Annotated in this window: 19 protein-coding genes and 1 riboswitch; of the genes, 3 read left to right on the forward strand and 16 right to left on the reverse strand. The window is 49.9% G+C overall.

Annotated features, from left to right (window positions below; translation table 11 throughout):
• Positions 1–12: 12 nt before the first annotated feature.
• From ABGI61_RS04700 to bfr (ABGI61_RS04730), 7 genes are all read right to left on the reverse strand, one after another.
• Positions 13–1,035, reverse strand: a complete 1,023-nt coding sequence (locus tag ABGI61_RS04700; RefSeq protein ID WP_347597629.1) for a Fe(3+) ABC transporter substrate-binding protein — start codon at positions 1,033–1,035, stop codon at positions 13–15.
• Between the two features lie 164 nt (positions 1,036–1,199).
• Positions 1,200–3,632 carry a TonB-dependent receptor gene (locus ABGI61_RS04705; RefSeq protein ID WP_347597632.1) on the reverse strand — a complete coding sequence of 811 codons (2,433 nt, stop codon included), beginning with the start codon at positions 3,630–3,632 and terminating at the stop codon, positions 1,200–1,202.
• Between the two features lie 343 nt (positions 3,633–3,975).
• Complete coding sequence (locus tag ABGI61_RS04710) at positions 3,976–5,022, reverse strand: DUF4785 family immunoglobulin-like domain-containing protein (RefSeq protein ID WP_347597635.1); 1,047 nt, start codon at positions 5,020–5,022, stop codon at positions 3,976–3,978.
• 5 nt (positions 5,023–5,027) lie between these two features.
• A complete protein-coding gene (locus tag ABGI61_RS04715) occupies positions 5,028–6,077 on the reverse strand; it encodes a hypothetical protein (RefSeq protein ID WP_347597638.1) in 1,050 nt (349 codons plus the stop codon).
• Between the two features lie 437 nt (positions 6,078–6,514).
• On the reverse strand, positions 6,515–9,394 hold the full coding sequence (locus ABGI61_RS04720; RefSeq protein ID WP_347597641.1) for an insulinase family protein: 2,880 nt from the start codon (positions 9,392–9,394) through the stop codon (positions 6,515–6,517).
• A gap of 154 nt (positions 9,395–9,548) precedes the next feature.
• The gene (gene bfr, locus ABGI61_RS04725; protein WP_347597644.1) at positions 9,549–10,016 is read right to left on the reverse strand and encodes a bacterioferritin; all 468 of its coding nucleotides are present in this window, start codon (positions 10,014–10,016) and stop codon (positions 9,549–9,551) included.
• On the reverse strand, positions 10,017–10,490 hold the full coding sequence (gene bfr, locus ABGI61_RS04730) for a bacterioferritin (protein ID WP_347597647.1): 474 nt from the start codon (positions 10,488–10,490) through the stop codon (positions 10,017–10,019).
• A 254-nt stretch (positions 10,491–10,744) separates the two neighbouring features.
• On the opposite strand from bfr (ABGI61_RS04730), the gene ABGI61_RS04735 reads away from it, so the two are divergent.
• Complete coding sequence (locus ABGI61_RS04735) at positions 10,745–12,247, forward strand: S10 family peptidase (RefSeq protein WP_347597650.1); 1,503 nt, start codon at positions 10,745–10,747, stop codon at positions 12,245–12,247.
• Between the two features lie 74 nt (positions 12,248–12,321).
• On the opposite strand, the gene ABGI61_RS04740 is transcribed toward ABGI61_RS04735, so the two are convergent.
• The 5 genes from ABGI61_RS04740 to ABGI61_RS04760 form a co-directional block, all read right to left on the reverse strand.
• Positions 12,322–14,151: a hypothetical protein gene (locus tag ABGI61_RS04740; protein WP_347597653.1), complete on the reverse strand. Its 1,830-nt coding sequence runs from the start codon at positions 14,149–14,151 to the stop codon at positions 12,322–12,324.
• Positions 14,152–14,312: 161 nt separating this feature from the next.
• Positions 14,313–15,167: a DMT family transporter gene (locus ABGI61_RS04745; RefSeq protein WP_347597656.1), complete on the reverse strand. Its 855-nt coding sequence runs from the start codon at positions 15,165–15,167 to the stop codon at positions 14,313–14,315.
• Positions 15,168–15,170: 3 nt separating this feature from the next.
• On the reverse strand, positions 15,171–16,169 hold the full coding sequence (locus ABGI61_RS04750; RefSeq protein WP_347597659.1) for a TerC family protein: 999 nt from the start codon (positions 16,167–16,169) through the stop codon (positions 15,171–15,173).
• Positions 16,170–16,208: 39 nt separating this feature from the next.
• Entirely contained in the window at positions 16,209–17,306 is a 1,098-nt protein-coding gene (locus tag ABGI61_RS04755; RefSeq protein ID WP_347597662.1) for an AI-2E family transporter, read from the reverse strand.
• A 181-nt stretch (positions 17,307–17,487) separates the two neighbouring features.
• Positions 17,488–19,608: a S9 family peptidase gene (locus ABGI61_RS04760; protein WP_347597665.1), complete on the reverse strand. Its 2,121-nt coding sequence runs from the start codon at positions 19,606–19,608 to the stop codon at positions 17,488–17,490.
• Positions 19,609–19,806: 198 nt separating this feature from the next.
• On the opposite strand from ABGI61_RS04760, the gene ABGI61_RS04765 reads away from it, so the two are divergent.
• On the forward strand, positions 19,807–19,989 hold the full coding sequence (locus ABGI61_RS04765) for a MerR family transcriptional regulator (RefSeq protein WP_008219658.1): 183 nt from the start codon (positions 19,807–19,809) through the stop codon (positions 19,987–19,989).
• Here the strand turns inward: ABGI61_RS04765 and ABGI61_RS04770 are convergent.
• The 4 genes from ABGI61_RS04770 to ABGI61_RS04785 are packed head-to-tail and all read right to left on the reverse strand — an operon-like array spanning position 19,984 to position 23,792.
• Positions 19,984–20,868, reverse strand: a complete 885-nt coding sequence (locus ABGI61_RS04770; protein WP_347597668.1) for a phosphotransferase family protein — start codon at positions 20,866–20,868, stop codon at positions 19,984–19,986. The two genes, ABGI61_RS04765 and ABGI61_RS04770, sit on opposite strands and share 6 nt — an antisense overlap.
• A complete protein-coding gene (gene pnuC / locus ABGI61_RS04775; protein WP_347597671.1) occupies positions 20,820–21,449 on the reverse strand; it encodes a nicotinamide riboside transporter PnuC in 630 nt (209 codons plus the stop codon). Before pnuC ends, ABGI61_RS04770 begins: the two co-directional genes overlap by 49 nt.
• Complete coding sequence (locus tag ABGI61_RS04780) at positions 21,446–21,694, reverse strand: YkoF family thiamine/hydroxymethylpyrimidine-binding protein (protein WP_347597674.1); 249 nt, start codon at positions 21,692–21,694, stop codon at positions 21,446–21,448. The genes pnuC and ABGI61_RS04780 overlap by 4 nt, the downstream gene beginning before the upstream one ends.
• A 10-nt stretch (positions 21,695–21,704) precedes the next feature.
• Entirely contained in the window at positions 21,705–23,792 is a 2,088-nt protein-coding gene (locus ABGI61_RS04785; RefSeq protein WP_347597677.1) for a TonB-dependent receptor, read from the reverse strand.
• Between the two features lie 38 nt (positions 23,793–23,830).
• A riboswitch (TPP riboswitch) is annotated at positions 23,831–23,927 on the reverse strand.
• Between the two features lie 112 nt (positions 23,928–24,039).
• Between ABGI61_RS04785 and ABGI61_RS04790 the strand changes: the two genes are divergently transcribed.
• Positions 24,040–24,888, forward strand: a complete 849-nt coding sequence (locus ABGI61_RS04790) for a hypothetical protein (RefSeq protein WP_347597680.1) — start codon at positions 24,040–24,042, stop codon at positions 24,886–24,888.
• Position 24,889: the final 1 nt, after the last annotated feature.

Below are 24,889 nucleotides of genomic sequence, written 5' to 3' on the forward strand. Positions count from 1 at the left end.
TGATTTCAAATATTACTTCCAGCCAGCGCGGTCCATTACCCGGATCGCCTCGGCGTTTAATTCGCCCAATTTGTCCAATTGTAACTGGTCTGCTTTAAATTCACCAAAGCCTTGTAAAATAGCACTTACCTGCACACCAGTGCGCACCGGATATTCGTGGTTCGTTTCGGCATACCACTGCTGTGCTTCTGCGGTCATCATATACTCCAGCAGCTTAACCGCTTCGGCTTTGTTAGGCGCATATTTGGCCACACCAGCACCAGAGATATTAATGTGCGCGCCGCGACCAGCCTGATTTGGCCAGAATACTTTCACTTTTTCTGCCGCCGCCTTTTCTTGCGGATCAGCCAGCATGCCACCTAAGTAATAGGTATTGGCGATGGCAATATCGCAAACTCCGGCTGCGGCGGCTTTAATCTGGTCACGGTCACCGCCTTTGGGTGGCATGGCAAAATTAGCTACCAGGCCTTTAGCCCAGCTTTCTGCCTTTTCGGCACCGTCATGCGCAATAATACTGGCGGTCATCGACTGGTTATAAATATTGTCTGACGAGCGAATACAAATTTTGCCCTTCCATTTCGGGCTGGCTAAATCTTCGTAGGTTGACAGCTGTTTCGGGTCGACTTTGCCCGGCACATATAAAATCGGCCGCGCCCGCATGGTTAAACCGAACCATTGGCCTGCCGGATCGCGCATTTCTGCCGGTATAGTGTCGGTTAATACCGCTGATTCAATGGTCTGTAGCACGCCTTGCTGTTTGGCACGGTATAACCGGCCAACATCGGTGCTAATTAGTACATCAGCCGGACTGTTACGGCCTTCACTGGCCATGCGGCTAATCAATTCATCTGGCTTACCGGTGATCAGGTTAACTTTAATGCCGGTCTCCTTGCTGAACTTGTCCAGCAGTGGCTTAATCAGCTCTTCCTGCCGCGCCGAGTAAATATTCACTTCGCTGGCCTGTGCTACAGACAAATTAAACAGTGCCGTCACTACGGCTGCGCCAACTAAACTAATAGCCTTAACTGATTTCATCACCAAACTCCTGAAGGATAAGGGAAACGCACAACGACTGCTATCTAAGCACAAATACGAATAATTCTCAACGAGATTGCGCTTAATCTAATAAAAAAGCCGTTAAACTTTCTTAACGGCTTTTTGCTTCATCGTTAGCTCGTTATATGTGAGGCATCACGCTCTTAGAAACTACCACGTACTCCAAGTGCAACAGAGCGGCCGGGCAACGGCGCAATATCTTTTAAAAATGAGGTATGGACCCGCACCAGCTCGTCCGTCAGGTTCTGCCCCTTCAGATAAGCTGTTAGCTGTGATGAGCCAACAGCAAAGCGGTAGCTGACACTGGCATCAAGCAGGGTGTAGCCATCGGTTGCCGTTTCCAGCTCGGCAGTTTTATCTTGCTTCATATAACGGGTAGCACGTAGATCGGCACTCACCGCCTCCTGCTCATACGCCAGTTCGGCAGCAAAGCGCAGCGGCGGCGTACGCGGTAAGTCACCACCGCCATTCAAGCGGGCGCGGATATAATCGCCCTGCAGGGTTAATTGGAATGGAGCATTAATTTGCCAGACATACTGCGCTTCAAAACCATGCAAGGTCACGTCGGCAGCAGTAAACAAATATACCGGTAATTCACCGCTGTGATCATGTTCTTCGCCCAGTTCCTGCTCGTTGGCATGTTCTTCGGTATGCCCTGCATCTTCTTCATGCTCTGCTTCAGCGAACAAACCGGTATTCTGCTGGTAGTAGTAGTTATCTACCTGATTGTAAAAAGCATTAAACACAAAACCGGTGTTGCCACTGAATTTACGCAGCGTAATATCCAGGTTGTTTGCTGTTTCCAGCCGCACAGGCGACGAACTTATCACGAACTCATCGTCTTCCAGCTTAAACAATGCGCCTATCTCATAAGACTCTGTGCCAATATGTGGACCAAATGACAATAACTCCGCTGCCGAAGGCGCCCGCTGCGAGCGTGATAACGAAAACCCAAGGTTGTAACCTTCGGCAAAATCCCATACTGCGCCGGCCGATAAACTGTAGGGTGTAAACCGCTCGCTGACAGAAAAGGCGGCGATTTCATCCGCATGGTCGCCGTCTTCATGTATCTCATCTGTGTGCCCATCCTCGGCGTGTACGCCGATATCCGCCAGTGTTACCTGATCAGCATCGATAGTCACACTTTCAATACGAGCACCTAACTGCACCAACCAATGACCAAAGTGACGTTCCTCCACCCAGGCCAGTGCCAGTTTTTCGGTTTCTGACGGTGGCGTAAAGGCTTCTTCGCCTACCGCGTCAAAGTCACTGTGCTTGTAATGCAAGCTTAAACCACCGCGCCATTCCTGATAAGGCCGGTGCAGCAGTTCAATGCGGGCCTCTGTGCTTTGGTTACTGAAGGTGGTACCGACTACACCGGCTTCAATCTCGGCATGTTCATAGTCGGTGAAGGCAAAACGGCTGTTAACAGTACGGATAACACCAGAGGAGAAATTCAGTTCACTTAACAGCTGCACCCGGTGCTGGGTCAGATCTGCGTACACGGCTTCCTCAGCGCCATGCTCTTCTTCGTGTTCATCAGCATGCTCATCATGGCCACCGTGTGCATGCCCGGGAATGCCATATTCACGATCTAAGTGGCCATAGGCCAGGCCGACATAGCCATTATCCAGCAAATAACTACCGCCCAGCGTAAAGCCTTTCGCTTTTGCCGCGGTATTCTCTACTACACCTTTCTTGGCATCAGCTTCTGGCTCAACCTCAGCAAACCCATTAATGCTGTAGCTGTCGTTGTCACGCCAGAACGCATCGGCATACACCGCAATATTGTCTGCGCCGGTAACGATAGAACCCGCGGCCAGCTTTTCGTTGTTAACCGACTCACGCTGCAGCATCCATTCTGCACGGGTATTGTTGTCAGTAGGCACCCGCTCGTCCACCACGTTTACTACACCGCCAATGGCGCCGCTACCATAAAACAAGGTAGCTGGGCCGCGCAGCACTTCAATCTGGGTTGCCGTACTGGCCTCACTTGCCACGCTATGATCCGGGCCAACACGGGACGCATCACCAGCATCCAGGCCATTTTGTGTGATCAGTACGCGCGGGCCATCCAAACCGCGAATAATCGGGCTACTGGTCACACCGCCATAAAAGTTTGAATGCACGCCGACTTCATTTTTTAGCGTATCGCCCAGCGTCGCCGCCTGGCGCATTTTTAGCTTGTCGCCCGCCAGCACGTTGACCGGCAGCGACGACTCGGTAACCGAGGCATGAAACGGGCTAGCTTTGATGTCGATGGTCTCGATGGTCGAACTTAGTAACACGACGCTCAGCTTATCCAAACCAGATGCAGGCACATCAACATGCACATTGCGGTGGGCAAAGCGGCTCGCTTCGATATGCAGCTCTGCTTCACCGGCGTTCACATTAGTCAGCACAAAACGGCCATTGTCATCCGTGCGCGTTTCACCGTTAGCGCCCATTAACTGTACCCGGGCATTCGGTACCGGCTTACCCGCCGCGTCAGTTATTGTACCTGTAATACTGTCGGCATAAGCCGTTGACGTTAAAGCAGCAAACACTGCTGCGGTTAACAGAGTCGGTTTAAACATTGTCACTCCATGTTAGCCATTTGCTGTCGCAACCTGATCAGTCGATTTGACGATCCAAGTGTTACGTTATAACATATTTTGAATGTTGTGATGTTATAACATTTTTATGGTGGGCTGCAATGCTTTCGACAACAAAACTGCTGCGCAAGGTGGATAACATAACGGCTGAGATGCCATCGCTAATCTGCGATGTGAGGATGTATGAAAGATTTGATAGCGCTGCTGGCTAACGAGCATTTGTAAAATCGAAATTTATTCATCAAGCACCAGGAGCAACTGGCATGACTGCGTTAGTCTTTTCTAACGTTCGTCTGCCTAGCCATAAGTTGAACTCTGAGCTGGTTTATTGCTCGTTTGCCATCTGCTGAAGAAACTGTAGCCGCTGTAGCTCTTGCTCGTCTGGTTGCCAGGGTTCATCACTTAGCTGGTTAAGCGAGAACGGCTCCAGCGCATACTCTGCTTGTTCACTATCACCATAACGGGTTAGTTCACCGGGTACCGCCGGGCGTTTCTCCAGGATAAAGCTGCCCAGAAGATAAGGCCCGCTGTTGTTACGCAGCACGGCCTTAAAAGCGCGCAGAGTCAGCTCTTGCTTACCACTGCCAAGTTTTTCTGTTGCTGTTAATAACGCCAGCGGCTGGCGCTGTTCGGTGTATAAATTCGCCCGCAGCCGGTAAAAGCCAGCCTGCTTCACCTCTAGCTGCACCGGGATCTGCATATCGGTACCGACACCACGGCTATCAGCGACACTAACAATAGTGGCCACCGGATTATGATATTCAATACCGGTTTTTAGCACCTGTGTCGTGCCACTAGCGCTAAAACTCACCTGCACTTCAAAGGCGCCATTCCAGTCTTCCTCAGGGGAAATTGTGGCAGTATAACGCTGCGGTGTACCACGCATTTCAGCCGTCTCACTGTTACCGGCTGCGCCCTCTGCTACCAACTTCACACTGACATCAAACACCTGTAAGCCATTAATCTCCAGAGTTACCGGTACTGCCTCGGGGTAACTAAAGCGATATTTGGGCAGCACTATGCTGGCACTGGCCCCGCCCTCAAGTGGCACGGTCTGTGGGATATAACGGTTGGGGTTAAGTAAATGCTCATCATCAGGGCTTAGCGGCCGTGAGTATGGCGGTAGCTCAAGCTCAGCGGCATAGGCGCTGGCTAATAGCTTAAAGCTTTCGGTCACTGGCTCAGGAATTTTCTCCGTCACGCTGATAGTTGGCTTGGCAGTTTGATCAGGCTTAGGCTTAGCTGCCTGTGGTTCAGGTGCTGCCGCTGCAGGTGCTGGCTTTGATGGTAAAACAGGCGCCTGCTTTGGCCAAAACAACCATAAGCCTGCCAGCAAGGCTGACAGGCTTAGTATTAACACCACTTTTCGCATCAACGTTAGTTCGCCGCCTGATACACCAGCGCCGACATACTGGTGTTATTTGAGTTACGCACCACACGATAGCGCGAGCTAAAGATCCACCAACCACGGGTTTCGTCATAGGTGCTAAACTGCAAACGATCACCATTTAGGTAGTTGGCGCCACTGTTAGCCGCAGTAATTTCGTCGGCAGCGCTATTGGCAATCACATCGCTGTGGCTATAGCCCTCGCTCATTAACATCGGATAGTGATACGGCATAAAGCTGGATGGCCCACTTACCGAGGTTAACTTGCCATCAAAGGCGATACTGCGTGAGCAGCTGTTAAAGCTGGCGGCACTGGAGGCGCCGCAGCTGGAGTGACTGGCCACGACACCATCATCCTCGCCGGGTAAAAAGGCGCCGGTGGCCCCCAGGAAATCGGACCCGGCACCGACAAAGCGTAAACGCGGTACCCGCTCATCGGGAAACGCCGCTAACTGGCGGGCGGTGTTAACCCTTAAGTCATTTAATACACCAATGTTAGAGGGTGACGGTATTTGCCCCAACCATAACGACAGCGCTAAACGTAAGGTAGCATCAATTAAACCTGAGCCACCGGCCACGTTTACGGCTAAGTCGGCCAGCTCTACCCCACCGCCGGCGCCGGCAAAGTCAAAGCTGGCGACGATATTTAACGGTTGCAGCCCGGCGTTTTGCAGCCACAGCGCCTGGTTGTCAATAATGTAGCGGGTGACTAAATCACCGGTAGAGTGCGAAACAAAAATACAGCCACTGGCACAGGTACCATTGCGCGACATTTGCTGCAGTTTGGGCCAAACATAATCGCTGGCGATTTTACCGGCGACACGCTCTTGTGACGGCCAGTCAATACGCACATCGGCGCGGTCACGCCAGTATTCTGCCCAGTAAGCCGCACCATTCGCCGTCACCTGGCTGCCGGTAGGCCGGCTGGCCAAATTGTCAGGTTGAAAGCCGTGCACTAATACCACAGGATAGCCGCCAACAGCCGCCTGTGAGCCAAAGCTTAACAGGCCTGCCAATAGCAGCAGGGTAGATTTTTTCATTGGGTTGTCCTCGTCTTTTTCTCTGCTGAATTTGGGTTCTTGCTGAGATGTTTTAATTATTATTGTTTGTCTCTTCCCTGCGACTGTACCCAAACCACTTGCTCTGCAGACGACGCCACGTTAATTCTTGCTGCAGTGTTAAGCAGGACGGGTATACAACTCCAACAACAAAATAGCCCGTTTCAAATTGATTGCAATACAGCTGCTTAGCCAAAAATCGCAGTAAGATGGCGAAAAAACCAGCAAGGCGTTTTAATTCCCTAATAGTGCAAAAAATGTAAAAGCAGCAATAGACGGTAATTAGACGCCTGCTGATAAATTCATCAACCCGACGCCTTGACGCTGCTGTTTAAAGTGATTACTCGAACTATTTTCAGAATTTTTTGGTGCCATAAAAAAACGCAGCCGAAGCTGCGTTTTATATCCGGTCGATAAAGCTACTGTCGTTTCATCTGGCGATGAAAGCTTGCTACGTCAGTGACCTTAGTCTGACCTGCCAAGTCGGCAAAAGGTTGATCTTTAAACTTAGTACCACGCATTTGCACTGAAATACGTGCTGCCTTGTCGTTTAACATGGTTTCGCGGTAAAAAGCTTTTACATCGGCCAACGTAACCTGCTCTACCGCGGCGATAAGTTGCTGCTTGCTGTCAAAGCTAAAACGCTCGCGATACCAGTCAGTGATCAATGGCGCCACTTCATCATTCAGGTTTTTCGCCGGCTCTTTTAGCGTAATTAAGGCGCTGGCTTTGAGCTTGGCAAACTCCTCTTCAGTCAGCTTATCCAGCTCAGCAGCATACTGCTGTTTAAAGCTGTCAAAACGTGCTTGCATATCAGCCGCGCCTTTTACCGGCGTTTGAATATACATGGCAAAGCCAACGTAGTTGTCCAGCTGCATTGAGGTGCCACCTACCGCATAAGCCAGCTGCTCTTCGGTACGTAATTTATCAAACGCGATATTACTAAAGTGGCTACGCAGCACGGTAGCACGCGCTAACTGGGTGTAGCCCGGCTCAGCGTGCACATGTACATCTACCAGTGCCACATCGGCGACATCAATGTCTTTTTGTACCACCAGTGTTTTACCCGGTGTTGGCTGCCAGAATGCCGTACGGCTGTAAGGCAGCTCAGTGCGCACTGCCGGCAGACTAGCCGCTACAGTGCTGACCACCTGCTCCAACGCCGCTTTGTCGTAATTACCAAAGGCAAAAATCCGCAACTGGTTATTCGCTAGCAGGTTATCAACCATCGCATTAAGCTCGCCCAGCGTCAGGCTTTGCGCTGCGGCAACCAAGGCATCAGCTTCATAGTTACCACTGCGCACCAGATTGTTGTAGGCCATAAATGCCTGCTGAAACGGGAACTGCTTACCCTGATTCTGCACACCGCGAATAAAGCGGTCTTTCGCCTGGGCAAAGCCTTGCTCGTCAGTGCTAATACGTAAACCGGCCAAAGCCTGCTCTAGCAGCTGTGGCTGCTTATCGGTAAAACCCGCCACCATCAGTGCCAGGCCATTATTGTCTCGCAGGCTTAACTGCATACCGGCAATGTCGGCTTCCGTTACCAGTGCACCTTGCTGCAGGTTGTACAGATCACGCCATAGCGCCTGCGCTACCCGGGCTTTAATCTGCTGCTGCGCACTGTCACTGTTAATTAAGATTTCCAGCACGCCGCGTGGCTGGCTGGCAAACTGCTGGCTGGGGTAAAGCCAGGCACTGATGCCGTCACGTTGTACCACTAACTGCGGTTTTGCCTGTGCTTGCGGCGCTTTTAGCTCAAAATTCTCCGGCAGCAAGCGGTTTACCGCCGGTAAACTCAGTGCCAGTTGTGGGCTTTGTTGCCAGCTTTGCTGCTCTTCCAGGCTGATATCGGCAATTTTGTATTTGCCATCATAAAAATGCAGACTGCTGTCATGTGGCTCTTGCTTGCTGATATACCATACGCGTAAACGCTCTGGCGTTAACTGACCCAGCACCTGCTTTATCGCCTCAGCGTCAAAGCGCTGATAATAATAAGGCGCATTGATCGCATTGGCCGATGGCACCTTTTGCATGGCGTCTGCCAGGCTTGATACGTAGCCAAATTCATCACTTTTCTCTAAAAAGCGGAACTGGTTGTTCAGGCTGGTTTGTATTTCACTGAAATATTTGCTGTCTACCCCTTGCTGTTTTACCAGCTCGATGTACTGCATTAAGGTGGCGACTATGCCCTCGCGCGCCTGCATGCCGGCATCAGTCAGCTCAATATCAATACTCAGCGAGCCATAGTTGCCGTACAGATCCGGCGCGGCGCTGGCATTGAGTTTGGAAATTAACCCCATGGCTTTTAGCTGATAGGCCGGTGTCCCCGGCATTTCTGAGCCGAGCAGATAGCTGATAAATTCATTTGGCTTAACGGCAAACTGGTTGCTGTTATTGCTAATGGTAAAATCCAGCTTCAGCTGTTTGACATCCTGGTTTGGCACATAATGAATGCGCTTGCCACCGAGCTGGCTAAAATCCAGCGTGTCGGTCACGATCGGCTTGTCGATGTTTTTATTTTCAATACTGGCAAAATGTTTCACCGCCAGCTGTTCCATCTGGGCCAGTGGCAAATTGCTTAACAGTACCGCTTTCATAATATTGGCGGAGTAATATTTGTTATAGAAAGCGACAGTTTCAGCATGTAACTGGCTACCCTCTTTGTCGCCCAAGGTTTCCAGGTTACCAATTAAAAAACGGTTAGCCGGGTGGCTACCCATCATATTACGCGCCAATTTATACTGGCCGAAAAAGTCCATCTCGCGGCGCATAGACCACTCGGCATTTACCGCATTTTTCTCTTTGTCAGTGTACTCGGGGTAAAGTTTGGGCGCTTTAAAGAAGTCTGAGAACCTGTCCAACGCTTCGTCATAAGCATTGTTGTTCACCTTGAACATATAGTTGGTAATATCCAGCCAGGTGTAGGCGTTTTGCGCGCCGCCATTGGCGGTCATAAAGGCGCTGTACTCGTTGGTATCCGGGTAGCGCTCGGTGCCTAAGAAAAGCATGTGCTCTAAATAATGCGCCATACCCTGCTGGCTCATCGGATCTTGCAATAAACCCACACCGACACTTAACGCCGCGGCTGATTTTTCCGCTTGCGGATCTGACACCAGCATCACTTCCAGTTTGTTTGGCAACACCAGGGTTTTATAGGCGCGGTTATCATTGGGGCTAGTAACGACCTGACCTTGCAGTTGCTGGGCGCTAACCGGGTTATCTACGCTGCCACTGCGCTCAGCCGCACAACCGGTTAGCACCGCCAGGGCTACCGCACTAATTACAAAGAGTTTTTTCATTTTGACTACCTGCAGATACAAATTTGCTGTGTTTTTGTTACCGACAATGTAATGAAACAGCAAGCGGGTGACCAGCAATGCACAGAGAAGGATTGTAATAAAATGTGTCGGCAGATATCACAGTAAGGCTCAGCCTTACTGTGTACCAAAAAAGTTACATCTGCGATTGTAAATAATTAGGTAAGCCCAGCAGCTTAATCAGGTTAAGTTGTTGCTCCAACCAGTGGGCGTGATCTTGCTCGGTATCATCCAGCAATTGCTGCAGCATGGCGCGGGTCACATAGTCCTGCTCGCGCTCGCACAGTGCCATGGTTTGCTTTAGCAGTTTTTGTACGGCGTACTCTACGTTTAAGTCGTTTTGCAGCATAGTCGGTACATCATGACCAACGTGAATAGCATCACGCTTGGTCATATCCGGCACGCCTTCTAAAAAGATAATGCGCTCAATTAAGGCAGAAGCGTGGCCTTTCTCATCGTCAAATTCATGGTCAATGCGCTCGTAAAGCTTATGCAGGCCCCAGTCATGATACATGCGCGAGTGAATAAAATACTGATCCATCGCCGCCAGTTCATTGGCCAACAGCACATTTAACGCATCGATAATGGTTTTATTGCCCTTCATTTATTCGCTCCCCAGCTGTGCCTGCAGATAATTACCCAACCCCATCACACCAATTTGATGCTGCTGGGTTTCCAGCCAGTCTAAATGTTCTTCTTCGTATTCCAGTATCTCGGTAAGGATGTCACGGCTGACGTAATCCTGCTGCGCTTCACACAAGGCAATAGCCTCACGCAGTAAGGGTAACTGGTCGGTCTGAAAATCCATATCGCACTGCAGCATTTCCGGTGTATCTTCACCGATGCGCAATTTGCCCAGTGCCTGTAAATTTGGCAGGCCCTCGAGCATTAAAATACGCTCAATCAGCTCATCAGCCTGCTTCATATCTTTAATCGATTTTTTATAGCAGGCATCGTTCAGCGCTTTTAAGCCCCAATTTTTGTAAATGCGGGCATGTAAAAAATACTGATTTATTGAAGTGAGTTCAGCGGTGAGCACCTCGTTTAATTTTGACAGTACCTGTGGCTGGCCTTTCATAATGCTACCTTATAGCTACGGCAAAAGATGGCATTAAGTGTAGACCAAAACCACTACAATGACAAAATTATGTTTAAATTCAAAAGCATAACACTGATAACAATTTGCATTATTAACCTGTTTCGCGTCACGCTTTACTACCCTTGCATACCGGCAGCGTTTTTCTGGCGGCTGACCGCAAGCCTTTTGTATTTTTGTGCTTTTTACGTTAAACAGAACACCGACCATAACAATAACGTCCGATCGGGGGAATAATGAAATTCATCACAGCGTTTGCGGTGTTGTTTCTGCTTGGTAGCACGCTGGTGCAGGCAACAGAGCGGCAAATTGAAATAGACAGCAAGGTGGTAACCGAGCATAAAACGGAAGTTAAAGGTAAACGCTTAAGTTACAGCGCCACCACCGGCACTCAGCCGGTGTGGGATGACGAGGGCAACCCAACCGCCACACTGTTTTATACCTATTATCAGCGCACTGATATTAAAGACCGCGCCAAGCGCCCACTGTTAATTTCGTTTAACGGCGGCCCCGGCTCCGCCTCAGTGTGGATGCATGTGGCCTACACCGGCCCTAAAGTGTTAAATGTCGATGACGAAGGCTACCCGCTACAGCCATATGGCGTAAAAACTAACCCTTACTCCGTGCTGGATGTAGCCGACATCGTATTTGTTAACCCAGTGAATACAGGTTACTCACGGGTGCTGCCTGGCAAAGATGGCAAAATGCCAAGCAAAGATCAGCAACAAAAAATGTTTTTTGGCGTCAACGCCGACGTAAAATACCTGGCCGAGTGGATTAATACCTTTGTTAGCCGCAATGAGCGCTGGCAATCGCCGAAGTTTTTAATTGGTGAAAGTTATGGTACCACCCGCGTATCCGGCCTGGCGCTGGCACTGCAAAACCAGCAGTGGATGTACTTAAACGGCGTGGTGCTGGTATCGCCCACCGACTTAGGCATCTCACGTGACGGTCCGGTAAAAGCAGCTAACCGCCTGCCGTATTTTGCCGCTACCGCCTGGTACCACAATAAGCTGGCCAGCGAACTGCAGCAAAAAGATTTATACGATATTTTGCCAGAGGTAGAAGACTTTACCTTAAACCAGTACCTGCCAGCGCTGGCTAAGGGTAATGCCATCAGCAACGAAGAGAAGCAGCGTATCGCCAAGCAAGTAGCAAGCTATGCCGGTTTATCGCTGGAAGCGGTACTGCAAAACAACCTGGATATTCCCACCAGCTATTTCTGGAAGGAGCTGCTACGTGACCGCGGTATGACAGTAGGCCGCTTAGACTCACGTTATTTAGGTATTGATAAGCGTGACGCCGGGGAGCGGCCCGACTACAACGCAGAGCTGACCTCTTGGTTACATTCATTCACGCCTGCCATTAACCACTATATCCGCGAAGAGCTAAACTATAAAACCGACATTAAATACAATATGTTTGGCCCGGTGCACCCGTGGGACAGATCTGATGACAACACCGGTGAAAACCTGCGCCAGGCCATGGCACAAAACCCCTATTTAAAGGTGTTAACGCAGTCGGGCTATTATGATGGCGCTACTAACTACTTCGATGGCAAATACAATATGTGGCAGTTAGACCCGAGCGGTAAAATGAAACACCGCTTAAGTTTTAAAGGCTACCGCAGTGGCCATATGATGTACCTGCGTGCGGAAGATTTGCAAAAATCGAACGATGATTTACGCGAATTTATCTTAAATGCCTTGCCAGCAGAAGATGTGGCGGCTAAGTACTAAAGGTGCATTAGCGATAAAAATCCCCGGCCGGTCCGGGGATTTTTGATTATACAGAGCAAAGCAGGACGATGGGGTTACATAGCAATCTTAAGTAACCGGGACACATTCTGGAAACTCTGATTAATCGACTGAGTACGATAATCATAGTTGTACTGAATAAACATTTCCTGCTCAGTTTCTTTAATCACTTTAAAGTTTCGGTAATTAACCACCACACTCTCACCATTTGCCAATCGTTGCTCCATCGCATCAGCACACTCGCTGAACGTTTGCTCATTCTCACACAGGCCTGTGTAAAGGGCCGTTATGGAGCCGTCGTTTTCTTGCTGCCACTTATATGATTTATAACCCGATATGTCATTGTCTTTATAATCGGTAAATAATGACGCGGTATTATCAGCGAAGAAGTTGTGATAAGTGGGTGTTCTGTTGGCGTATTGTTCAAGTAAATAGCTGCCCATTAAAGGCTGAGTTGCATTTAACTGTTGTGCTACTAGCAATGGGTAATACAAGTTGTAATCATTAACCAAGCTAAGTCCATTAACCGGATGTTGTATAAAGCGATATCGGTATTCCTGCTCGCCCAATATGAGCACCAACTGATTGTCCTCTACTGACCAGTCAAACTCACTTTCTTGTATAGAAAAACGCTGCGGAATACTGAAACGCGCAACGCCCTTGCTGGCGCTGGTAAAAATAACCTCAGTGCCACCAAACAGCATATTGTGATTGTCAAAATCCGGAATCAGCCTGAAAGATGAGAAATAGGATTTGTTTAATTCAAATTGTGGTACAGGCAGTTGCGCACTCACACCAAGTTCCAGATGTCCGACATGAGACTGCGCTAAAGCATCGGTCAGACCATCAAAATCCTCGGGATTAACGGTGTTATCTGCAAGTGTAAATGACAGCTGATATTCGATGGTTAGACGGCTTTCTGCTGAGGGTAATATCTTTCCTCCAATAACATTCACGTCAAAGCCAACATCGACATAATCACCGATTGTATAGCGGTAAAGTCTCATACTAAATTGGTGAATCTTGCTGTTAGCCCGTAATCCACCATCGGGCCCGAGCTGTGTTTCAACCGACGCCCAAGAACTCAAGCTGCTGCCTGATACAGCAAACTTAAACGGCGTGTAAATCTTAATATCTGAGCCTTTTATAGTATGTACATAATCTACGGCAAGGTGATTTAAACTGAACAGACCGTCTTCTATCGGTTTGGCTGTATATGGCGTTACAGTCACTGCCAGTGCGTTTTCATCAGACTCGAGTACGATACGTTTTCTACCTTCTTCTGAGGCAATAACATACACCTCAAAATAATCAAAACATTCATCAACAACACAGTTGACTTGAGTAGAGCTGATTTCAATAAAACCATTCATGCCAAACCAAACTAAATCGAATACATCACCATCTGCCGCCAGGTAACGACCTGTCTCATTCGCGTATAAATGTAACGCATCACCGTTATCTAATGCCCACTGGCCGATGAACTCTTCTTTTGGTGTGGCAATTTCTGTCCATTTAGACGGGTCATCTGACACCGTTAAATAAATGGTGTAGTCAGAATGTAACTTACCGTCTGATACACGAATATCAAATTGATGCTGCCCTACATCAAAAAAACCGGCTGTGGCAGACAATTGCAACTGATTGCCGTTTTGGCTGCTACTTACCCAATCAGGTTTACCTGTGAAACTTACAGATAAGGCATCGTTCTCAGCATCTTGCAGTGCAAAGCTCAGTGCACCGGTAGACGCTACTGACAACGTTAAGCTTAGCTGACCACTCAACACCGGCGCAGTGTTGGTTTGTACCGGCGGTGGGACATCTGAACCTGATGATCCACCACAACCAAGCAACATAAAGCTTAACAACAACATAAAATAGCGCATTTTACCCTCTTATATTTTTTTATATCCTTTACATCGGCGCTGAATAGTACACAGTTATGTTTCAATCAGCTATATCGCTAAAAAATATTTTCAACCGCAAAGTGCATTCCTGTAAGGTCATGAAGTAACATCACGATTTATTAGAGAGATTATGCTGAGCATCAGTTTCGGTTCGGCTTTAAAACAACCAGCGCAATACCGCCCAGAATAGCCAGCGCTGCCAGTAGCAAGCGCAGTGTTAGCGGCTCATGCAACAGTAATATGCCAGCCAGCGCTGCCACTAAGGGCACGCTTAATTGCACAGTGGCTGCAGTAGTCGCTTTTAACTGGGGTAAAACACGGTACCAGATGGCATAACCAACACCTGAAGTAAGGGCGCCGGATAACAGTGCATAAACTACACCGGCATTATCTATTTTAAACTGGCTTACCAGCAGCAGGCTTAACACTAACGTTAGCGGTATAGTGCGCAAAAAATTGCCAGCAGTTACTTTAAGCGGATCTTTCGCACCTTTACCCCGCAGCGAGTAAACGCCCCATGCCACGCCTGCAGCAATCATCAATAAAGCGCCACCGAGCGGCGGGGCGGCAAGCCCGGGTAATAACAAACCGACTAAGCCGCCGCACGCCAACACAAACCCTAGCCACTGCGCCGCTGTAAAGCGCTCGCCACGCCATAAGCCATAGGCCAACATGCTAAATTGCACCGCACCGAATAATATCAGCGCACCCATACCGGTATTTAACTGCAGGTAGGCGAATGAAAAGCCCGCCGCATAGACAAACAACGCCAGTGCTGAGAACCAATCCCCCCTAGGCCGCAGCCTGGCTGCAGCAGATGGCTGCTGTAAAACCAGCAAAAGCCACAGCGCGATAGCACCCGATAGCAGCCGGATAGTGGTAAAACTGGCTGCATCAATGCTGCTGTGCGCCAGCGCCGCACGGCACAGCAGTGAGTTACCGGCAAAAGCCAGCAATGCCAACAGCGTTACCCCCCACAGCCGACTGTTTCGCACAGATTAATTTTTCTTTGTTTTATCTTTAGCAGGGCTTCCCGGCACCCACCAGGCTTTGGCTTCTGCTGGTGCCTGCTCGGCTGACGTACCACGGGTTTTTAGCAGTGATATTGCCATTGAACCACCAATTAACACGGCAGTTATTAACAACGCAATTTCGGTAGGGATCACTTTTTGGCCAAAATAGGCATTTAAAATCATCTTGCTACCTACCACCATCAGCACCAGTGATAAGCCATATTTCAGATAGTGGAAACGGTGAATGATCCCCACCAGAGCAAAATACAACGCGCGCAGGCCTAAAATGGCAAACACGTTAGCGGTGTAGACGATAAAAGGGTCAGTAGTAATAGCGAAAATAGCCGGGATAGAATCCAGCGCGAACACTAAATCTGTCAGCTCAACCAGCACCAGCACGATAAACAGCGGCGTCATATACAGCACGCCCTGGCGGCGGACAATAAACCGGTCGCCTTCAAAACCCTCTGTTACGCGAAAGCGACGACGCATAAACAGCACTATGCGGTTATTCTCCATATCAGGTTCTTGCCCAACCGCAATCAGCATTTTGGCGCCGGTAATAATTAAGAAGGCGCCAAACAAGTAAATAATCCAATGGAAGGCTTCAATCAGGCTGGCCCCGACAAAGATCAGGCTACCGCGCATAATAAGCGCACCAATAATGCCCCAGAACAATACTTTGTACTGGTATTTAGGCGGCACAGAAAAATGCAAAAACACCAATAAAAACACAAAGATATTATCGACACTGAGGCTTTTTTCAATCAGATAACCGGTAACAAACTGATAGCCGCTCTCGGCGCCCATAAAATGAAATACACCAGCGGCAAACAGCATTGCCAGCACAACATAAGCCAGACTAAGCCAGAGCGCCTCTCTCACTGAAATTTCTTTGGCATTGCGGTGCAACACCCCCAAGTCAAAAGCCAACAGTGCTAACACAAACAGATTAAACCCGACCCAGGCCCACAACATATCCATTTAACTTTCCCCTTAGATCATGGCGTTAGCGCCAGCATTTTATGCTTGTTCCTGTTGTACTGCCACAGATGGCGGTGACTCGGCTTGTTGTGTTTCCTCTCGCAGCCATTCACGCCACATCGCCACCAACAATGCCATCAGCACCGGGCCCACGAACAAACCAACCAGCCCCATGGTTTTTACGCCGCCAATTAAGCCGAAAAAGGTCGGTAAAAATGGCAGTTTAATTGGCCCGCCTACCAGCGCTGGCCGAATGGTTTTATCGACAATAAACAGCTCAGTGCTGCCCCAGATAAACAAACCGATACCGGCAGTGAAATCACCGGTGCCGACCAGATACAGTGAAATCAAGGTAAAGGCCAGCGGTGCACCGCCGGGGATCAGCGCCATAAAGGCAGTTAGTACGCCAAACGCCACTGGCGAGGGCACACCGGCAATCCAGTAGGCTACACCCAGCACTATTCCCTCACCAATAGCGATAACCGTCATGCCCATCACGGTTGCACTTACCGTCGCCGGCACCACACGGGAAAACCGCTGCCAGCGTCTGGGCAGAATACGCTCGCCGACATTGTCCAGCTGCGCTGCCAGAATATCGCCGTCTTTATAGAGGAAAAACAGCGTGATAAGCATAAACAGTAACGTCAGGACAAAACCCATGGTATGCCAGCCCAGCATCAGCGCCCAGCGCGAAATACCACTTAGGTGCTCGCCACTGACTACGCTGATAATATGGCCCAGCTCGTTCGGTTTGCTTAAATGTTGTTGCCACTGCTCAGCCAGCCAGTTGCCAACGCCGGGTAAATCGGCTATCCACTGCGGTACCACAGCGCCGTGTTGATTCGCCCACACCAGCCACTGCACCCAGGCCTTTACTTCTTGTATGGCATAGGAAAATACCAGTGTTAACGGGATCACCAGGCCAATAATAATAATAAGCAATGCTAAACTGGCGGCCCAGGTATTGCTGCCATGACATCGACGCAACAAACGTTGATACAAGGGCCAGCTGGCAAAGCAAATGATCAGTGCCGCCAACACGGGCACCAGAAAGCCGATAAAAAAGAACACGCCAGCGGCCAGGATCAGCAGCAGTAAGGTGCGGCTGATAGCAACGTTGCTGAAAATTTGTGACATAAAGCCCCAACTCCTGCCGACACGGCACAGCCCTTAAACACTGGCTTAGGGTTGCATTATCGCTTGGTTTAATCAAGCGTGCCTGCCACAGATTTTTTTATAAGCTGTACAGAAGCACCAAGAGTGCTGGATATAAAAAACCGGGCTTGATGCCCGGTTTTTACTGCACTGACGTCTAACGTTATTGGTTAATGCCAAGTAAGTTCAGAATAAAGGCATACTCTTCGGCAATTTGCGCCTGGCGGGCAAAACGACCTGATTTACCGCCGTGGCCGGCTTCCATCGTGGTTTTAAATAGCAACGGGTTGCTATCCGTTTTATGAGTGCGCAGTTTAGCCACCCATTTTGCCGGTTCAAAGTACTGCACTTGTGAGTCATGCAGGCCGGTGGTCACCAGCATGGCCGGGTAGTCCTGCTTACTTACCTGATCATAAGGCGAGTACGACAGCATATAGTCATAATACACTTTTTGCTTCGGGTTGCCCCACTCGTCAAACTCATTGGTGGTTAGCGGTATGCTTTCATCCAGCATGGTGGTCACCACATCAACAAAGGGCACATGCGCCACCAGGCCGCGGTACTTTTCTGGCGTCATATTGGCTATCGCGCCCATTAACAAGCCGCCGGCACTGCCGCCCATGCCAAACACTTTATCTTTCGCCGCATAGTTGTTGGCAACAAGATAATCTGTCACATCAATGTAGTCCGTAAAGGTATTAATTTTTTTCAGCAGCTTGCCGTCTTCATACCAGTGGCGGCCCATCTCCTGCCCGCCGCGAATATGTGCAATAGCAAAGACAAAACCACGGTCAACCAATGACAACACGGTAGAGCGGAAGAACGGGTCCATAGAAAACCCATAAGAGCCATAGGCATACTGATACAGCGGCGCTGTGCCATCACGCTTAAAGTCTTTTTTGTACAACAAAGACACCGGCACTTTCACGCCATCGCGCGCCGTGGCCCATACCCGGTCAGTGGCGTAGTTATTCTTGTCAAAACCGCCCGGAACCTCGGTTTGCTTTAACAGGGTTTTCTCGCCAGTTTGCATATTCAGCTGATACACACTGGCTGGTGTGGTCAGTGAAGTGTAGGTATAACGCAGCAGGTTAGTGTTTTGCTCAACGTTTACCTCAAAGCCCGCCACATAAGCGGCTTCATCCGATGCCACGTAGGAAGCCTTATCCGGCGCTGCCCAGGGCATTACTTTAATACGACGCAGACCATCGCTACGCTCGTTAATGGCCAGATAATCGCTAAAGGCTTTAAAACCTTCAATGAGTACGCTATCGCTATGGGCAATAAGCGGCTGCCAATTATTACGATCGCCAATCTTGTCTGCCGCCACGCTCATCATGCGGTAGTTCGGTGCCTGCCAGTCGGTTTGAATGATCCAACGGCCATTTAAGTGGTCTGCACTGTACTTGATATCGCGCTGACGTGGTGCCAGTACGCGGAACGGGCTGTCAGGCTTAGTGGCATCTTGCACCTGCATTTCACTGGATACGGTGCTGCTGCTATAGATCACCACATAGTTGCCGTCAGTGGTGTTGCCTACGCCCATGTAAAAGCTGTTGTCTTTTTCTTCATACACGGTTTTAGCATTTTCAGGGGCTTGCCCCAGTTGATGTTGTAGCACCTGGGTGCTTAATAGCGTAACCGGATCGTTTTTCACCATATACAGTGTTTTACTGTCTTTGGCCCAGGCAATACTGGCAGACAAGCCGGTTAATACATCGGGTAAATCCTGCCCGGTACGCAAATCACGTACTTTCAGCGTGTACTGGCGTCGGCCACTGTCATCTTCCATATAAGCCAGCAGATTTTGATCCGGGCTCACCTGCCAGTTTGCTACGGCATAGTAGCTTTTGCCTTTCGCCAGCTCGTTAACATCCAGCAGTACTTGCTCAGTGCCATCTTTTAACGCTTTACGTAAGTAGATCGGGTACTCTTTGCCTGCCTCGACCCGGCTGTAATAGCTGTAGTCGCCCTTGGTATAAGGTACAGAGCTGTCATCCTGCTTAATACGGCCAATAATTTCATTGGTCAGTTTATCGGTCAGCGCCTGATAACCCGCCGCGTATTGGTTAGCATAGGCGTTCTCACGGTACAGATAGTCCAGTACGGTTGGCGAGCTGCGACTGTCGTCACGCAGCCAGTAGTAAGGGTCTTGCCGGTCGCCATGCGGTGATGTCACGGTGTAAGGTTGCTGCACAGCTACAGGGGGAATAAGTTGTGTCGCCCATAAGGCGCTGCTAAACAAGCTGCTGCCGAGCAGTAATGCTATTGCGTGCTTTTGCATTGTTCTGTTCTCCTAAAATAACATGCCGAAATTAACATAAAGCTTACAGCGTCACTATGTCGGCCTTGGCAAAGCCGCAGAAAAAAGTGTAAGCGGGTGTGTGCAAAGCCGGTTTTAACCGCTTGTTTAGCGGGCACTATTCACAAATGCCGCAAACTAAGCTATTACTATCTGGCTAAGTATCTAAAGGAAAACAAGATGGCATTAATGACAGTGGATCAGGTAGCAGAATTTTTAGGCGTGCAGGCAATACGGGTTGAGCGGCTGGCGCGGGAAAATTTGCTGGTACCGGCAGATAAAGACAGCAACGGCAAACCGATGTTTGATGCTGAAGACGTAAAACGCTACAAAACCCTGGCCGAGCGCCTGGGCGGCTTATAACCGTTTTACTGCGTTGTCCTGCATCAACGTCGTTAAAAGGTGCTGCCAATGCAGTGCCTGCGCAGTTGCATCTGGCCGCGACAGATACCACAACCAACAAAACCCGCTATATAACTGCCTAGCCCAGGGCAGCTTTTGCTTAAGCATCGGCAACAGCTCAGGTGTGCCACGCTGCACTGCATAATCTTCGAGCAATGCTTGTGTCTCAACCCCGGGTAACGTGAAATGCAAACTGATGGCAGCTAAATCCAGGCTGCTGTCAGCGCGCTGACTGTACTCAAAGTCGAGCAGCCAGAGTTTGTCGCTGGCGTAGAGCAAGTTACCGGCATGCAAATCCAGATGACACAAAACCGTATCAGCATGTCGATGTTGTAACTGTATCGCTGCCAGCTGCAGCTGGCGCAGCAAGCTCGGCTCTGGCGTTACTGCTGGCGGTAATGCCTGCACCAGTTGCTGCAGGTATTGGCTGCAATCCAGCTCGCTGCTTTGTACCGCTAACTGATGATAAGCCGCCACGGCCCGCACTAAAGCACTGCGGCCATGCTGCTGATAATCAAAGGGCACGCCATCGGCGATATAGTCGCTTAACATCAGCTGGTAATGATTATTCAAACACAGCGGTGCCGGTGCGAGGCCTTTAGCCGCGGCGGCGTGCTGACAGCGCAGCTCCTGCTGGCGGCAGATAGCCGAATTGGCAGGGTAACAGCGTAGCACATAGTGGCTGTTGGCTGTTTTTACGTAGTAACTTTGGTTACTCTCGCCGTGCGATAAGGCGGCAAACGTAAGCACGGGTTGGTCAACAAAAAACTCCAGCTGCTGACAAAGCTGCCTTAGGTGCTCAAGTTCACTGCGGGTTGCTGCTGATAGTGACTGCGCCAAATAAAGTACCCAACAATTGCAATAACGGTATACAGCATAAACAAGCCGGTTAAGAAATACAGGTGTTTTTGTGCATAAACATAAATCGATACCGCATCTATCACTACCCAGTACAACCAGTTCGACACCAGTTTACGTGCCACCAGCCAGGTGGCCATCACGCTAAACATAGTGGTTTGCGCGTCAACGTAGGCAAAATCAGCCTGAGTGTAATTTGCCATAAAAGCCCCCAGAGCCAGGCCTGCCAAAGCCGTGAGGGCAATTAACAGCGCATGGCGCTGCCAGCACCACTCATACACCGGACCACGTTCGGCCGCACTGCACTGTTGCAGCTGACGCCAGCGCCACCAGCCATACAATGCCATAGCAGCGTAATAAAGCTGCAACAAGGCATCAGACAACAACGCCGACTGCCACATCACATGGGTAAATAAAAGGGTGCTTAACAGCGCTGCCGGCCAGCACCACAGGCTTTGCCTAAGCGCAAGCACCACATAAGCCAGCGCCAGCACAGTGGCAATAAGCTCGATGCTATGCATCAGCTGCCACTGCGCTATGGCCTGGCTTAACAGCTGATTCATGGCCGCAAATCACCATGAATAAACTTCACTACAAAAACCACCTTGCCGTAGTGCTCGAACGACCACTTAATACAAGCCTGCAGCGCCTGCATCACAGTGTCGTACTCACCAAACAACTGGGTGCTCATGGTATTGGTAAGCACCTTAATATCCGGGTACTGGTTTAGCTGCTCAATAAAGCCTTTTATCGGGGTTATGTAGTCATCCGCCAGCGGATACTTACTAATTTCAACAGACAGTTGCATTAGCTTCTCCTTAAAACTGATAACTGGCACTGGCACCAAAACGGCGCGGCTCGGAAAATTGCTCGTATACATGCGGCTGGTAGCCGTCGCGAGGGTCGTTACCAAAGTAGAAGCCACGCACACCAATATCCTGATCCAGCGCGTTACGCGTCCACAGTGCCAGCTCCCAGTTGGCCAGCTGATAACTTAAGCGCGCGCCTAACAGCTCATAGCGGCTCGAGCGGGCATTATGGCCATCAGAATAAAAGAAGCTGTCTTTACCCTGTAAACTCAGGTTAAAGGTTAACGCCTCGGTGATATACCAGTCGGTCGCCAGGCTGTATTGGAAGCGCGGTGCCTGCGCCTGCTCGCGGCCGCTAAAGTTATCACCGTCCAGCGTAACATAGCGGCCAAGCTTGGTTTTAAGCCAGCTGGCCGATAAAAACAGTGCCAGTTGCGGGTGCAGCTGCAGGCGGTTTTCCATCTCAATACCGTAGTTACGGCCGCTGCCGGCATTATCAATAAAACCGGCAAATTGCGGGCCGCTGTTCGGGTTTAGCCAGCCTTTTACCTGCATATCATCACGCCACATATAAAACGCGGCCACACGGGCGGTGATGCTTTGATCCAGGGCACTGCCCTTTACACCAAACTCGGCGTTATACAGGGTTTCCGGCTTAAAACTAGCTTTGCTGTTCAGCTCGGCTAAATTGCCGTCGGCGGCTTTCGCCAGCGCATCGCCATTTACACCACCAGCCTTGTAGCCACGTGAGGCCAGCAAATAAATAAGTGCCTGATTATTCACTTGGTAATTCAGGCTAATATTGGCGCCCCACATGGTGTCATGGTTTTTAATGGCATTGGCGCTGCTATCACTGTAGTCATCGTCGTAGCGCTCTAAGCGCAGGCCAGACACCAGGCTCCAGCCACTGTTAAGCGGTGTGGTTAACTCACCATATACTGCAGCATTAGTGCGATTCAGGCTGCTGATAAAGCTGTCGGCCTGCCATAAATCCCAGTTCCAGAACTGGCGGGTTAAATCAAAGCCCTTGTTGGCAACATAAAGCCCCAGCACCCAGTCACTTTGGCCAAGTTTACCTTCGGGTGTAGAGACAAAGCGGTAATCCAGTGTCAGCTGATCACGTGCACGCAGGTAACGGTCAGTGGTGGAGTATTCATCCGGGTGAATACCGACATAGCTCCAGTCTTCATCAAAGCCATAATCGCTGTCGGCACTGAGCCAGCTTAGCTGGCCTTGCAGGGTGGCGAATGGCAAGCCGCTGTAATCGGCTTTTACCGCCAGCGCTTTGCTGCGAATTTGGTCCTGACCCGGCTCGTCTGACAAGGTGGTGCGGTTACGGTCCAGCGAAAAGGCGTCATAGCCATTATCCTGATCGGTCAGATGGGCAATAAACGTCAGCACCAGCGCATCCGTGGTCTGATACGCCAGCTTGGCGCGACCGGTAAACTCGTCAATGTTATTGGTGTCGTCGCGGTTTAAAAAGGCGTTATCAATAAAGCCGTCTGAGCTTTGCTGCTCTAAAGACAGGCTATAACCCAGCTTGCTGTTCAGGCTATTGCTATACTGCGCGGCCAGCTGCCGGCTGTCATAATTAGCCAGCGTAGCGCTAAGTTTACCCTCAGCAGTTGCTGTAGGGCCTTTGCTGGTTAAGTTCAACATACCTGCTAAGGCATTAGCACCAAAGCGGCTGGCTTCCGGGCCGCGAAAAACCTCGAGCTGGGCAATATCGCTAATGCCGCTGATGCCCAGCCCCGAGTAATCGATGCCATCAATTAAAATGCCAACTGAAGGGTTTATCGTATCGACAAACTCACTACGCTCGCCAATGCCGCGAATTTGAATATAGCGACCACGCGAGGCGCCGGCAGCAAAGTTGACGTTAGCAAACTGGCTGAGTAAATCGTCCAGGTGCTGCGCCGACGTGCGCTTTACGTCCTGCTCACTGACTACAGCGATACTACCTGCTAGCTGCTGCACCGACTGCTGGCGTAAATCGCCCTGCACGGTTAGGCGTTCAATAGCGGTTTCAGACGGACTGGCAAGCGCAGTAAAACTGCTACATACGGCTAAGGATAAAATTGAAGGTAAAACACGCATTGTTGTATGAATCTCCAAACTTCAGAGATCACACCAGCTTGAGGAGTTAGCACCATCCCTCCGCCGGTATAATCCGGATCAGGTTCTAAGGGTTCGCCTGACGGCATCTCAGCAATTGCACCCCTTGGTCGCGCCGCAAGTGTATAGCGTTTTATTGGTCCATGCAATGCACAACGGCGCCGCAACGCCTATAGTTGAAGCGGAATTATGTTGTTTCCGCCGGCTTATTCGCTGACAAGGACACATGATGAAAAGCTATGTAGAGCGCGTTATTGCTGAAATTCCGTTATTTTTTTCGCACTTCAGCCAGTGTTTGTTTCGCCCAAGACACTTTATTCAGCAACAACTGGCAATTGCCGAACAACCCGATGAAGTCAGCAAAGGCGTTGAGTTTCTTATTTTATCTTTTCTTATTGCGCTGTTTATCAGCCAGTTGTTACCCGAAGCAGTAAACCCTGTCACCCTACCCAGCGACGACGCTGCTTTTACTAATTTGGCCAGTAGCGCACTGTTTGATTTATTTCTGTTATTTTTCGCCGCTGCTATCGCCTTTGGCTGCTTGAAAATGGTGGGTGCTGGCGGCAGCTTCTTTACCTTTTTTCGTTTGTTTGCCTTTTTCTGCGGTATCACCATGGTACTGTTGGTATTTGCCAACGCGCTGACCAATATCGGCATGATAGATCCCACAGTTGCCAAAAGCTGGATCCAGCTGGAGCAAAGCGCTAAAGCATTGCAGCCCATGACAGCACAGCTTTTGTGCAATACTGATGTCTCAGGCGAGTTAGCAGCCAACCCGACAGCAAGTGATGCTCTACAGCAGCAACTGGCGCAGGCGCAAAGCCTGTACCTGCAAGCAACAGAGCGGCCGCTGTTTTTGCTGGGAGTCGGGTTACAAGCAGGTATGCAGCTTATTTTGGTCTGCTGGCTGTTTATTGCCTGGTTTGCCTACGGTAAGCAGCAACAACTAAGTAGCGGCAAAATTATATTCTCCGCGCTGCTAAGCCTGGTGTTTGTTTATGCGGCCAGCCTGCTACTCAGCCTGATGCAAACCGGCAGCCAAATGATGGCATTGTATCGTGCCTGTCCGCCGGGTTAAT

Origin of the sequence: Rheinheimera fenheensis (assembly GCF_039871805.1) — a bacterium.
Taxonomy (GTDB): domain Bacteria; phylum Pseudomonadota; class Gammaproteobacteria; order Enterobacterales; family Alteromonadaceae; genus Alishewanella; species Alishewanella fenheensis.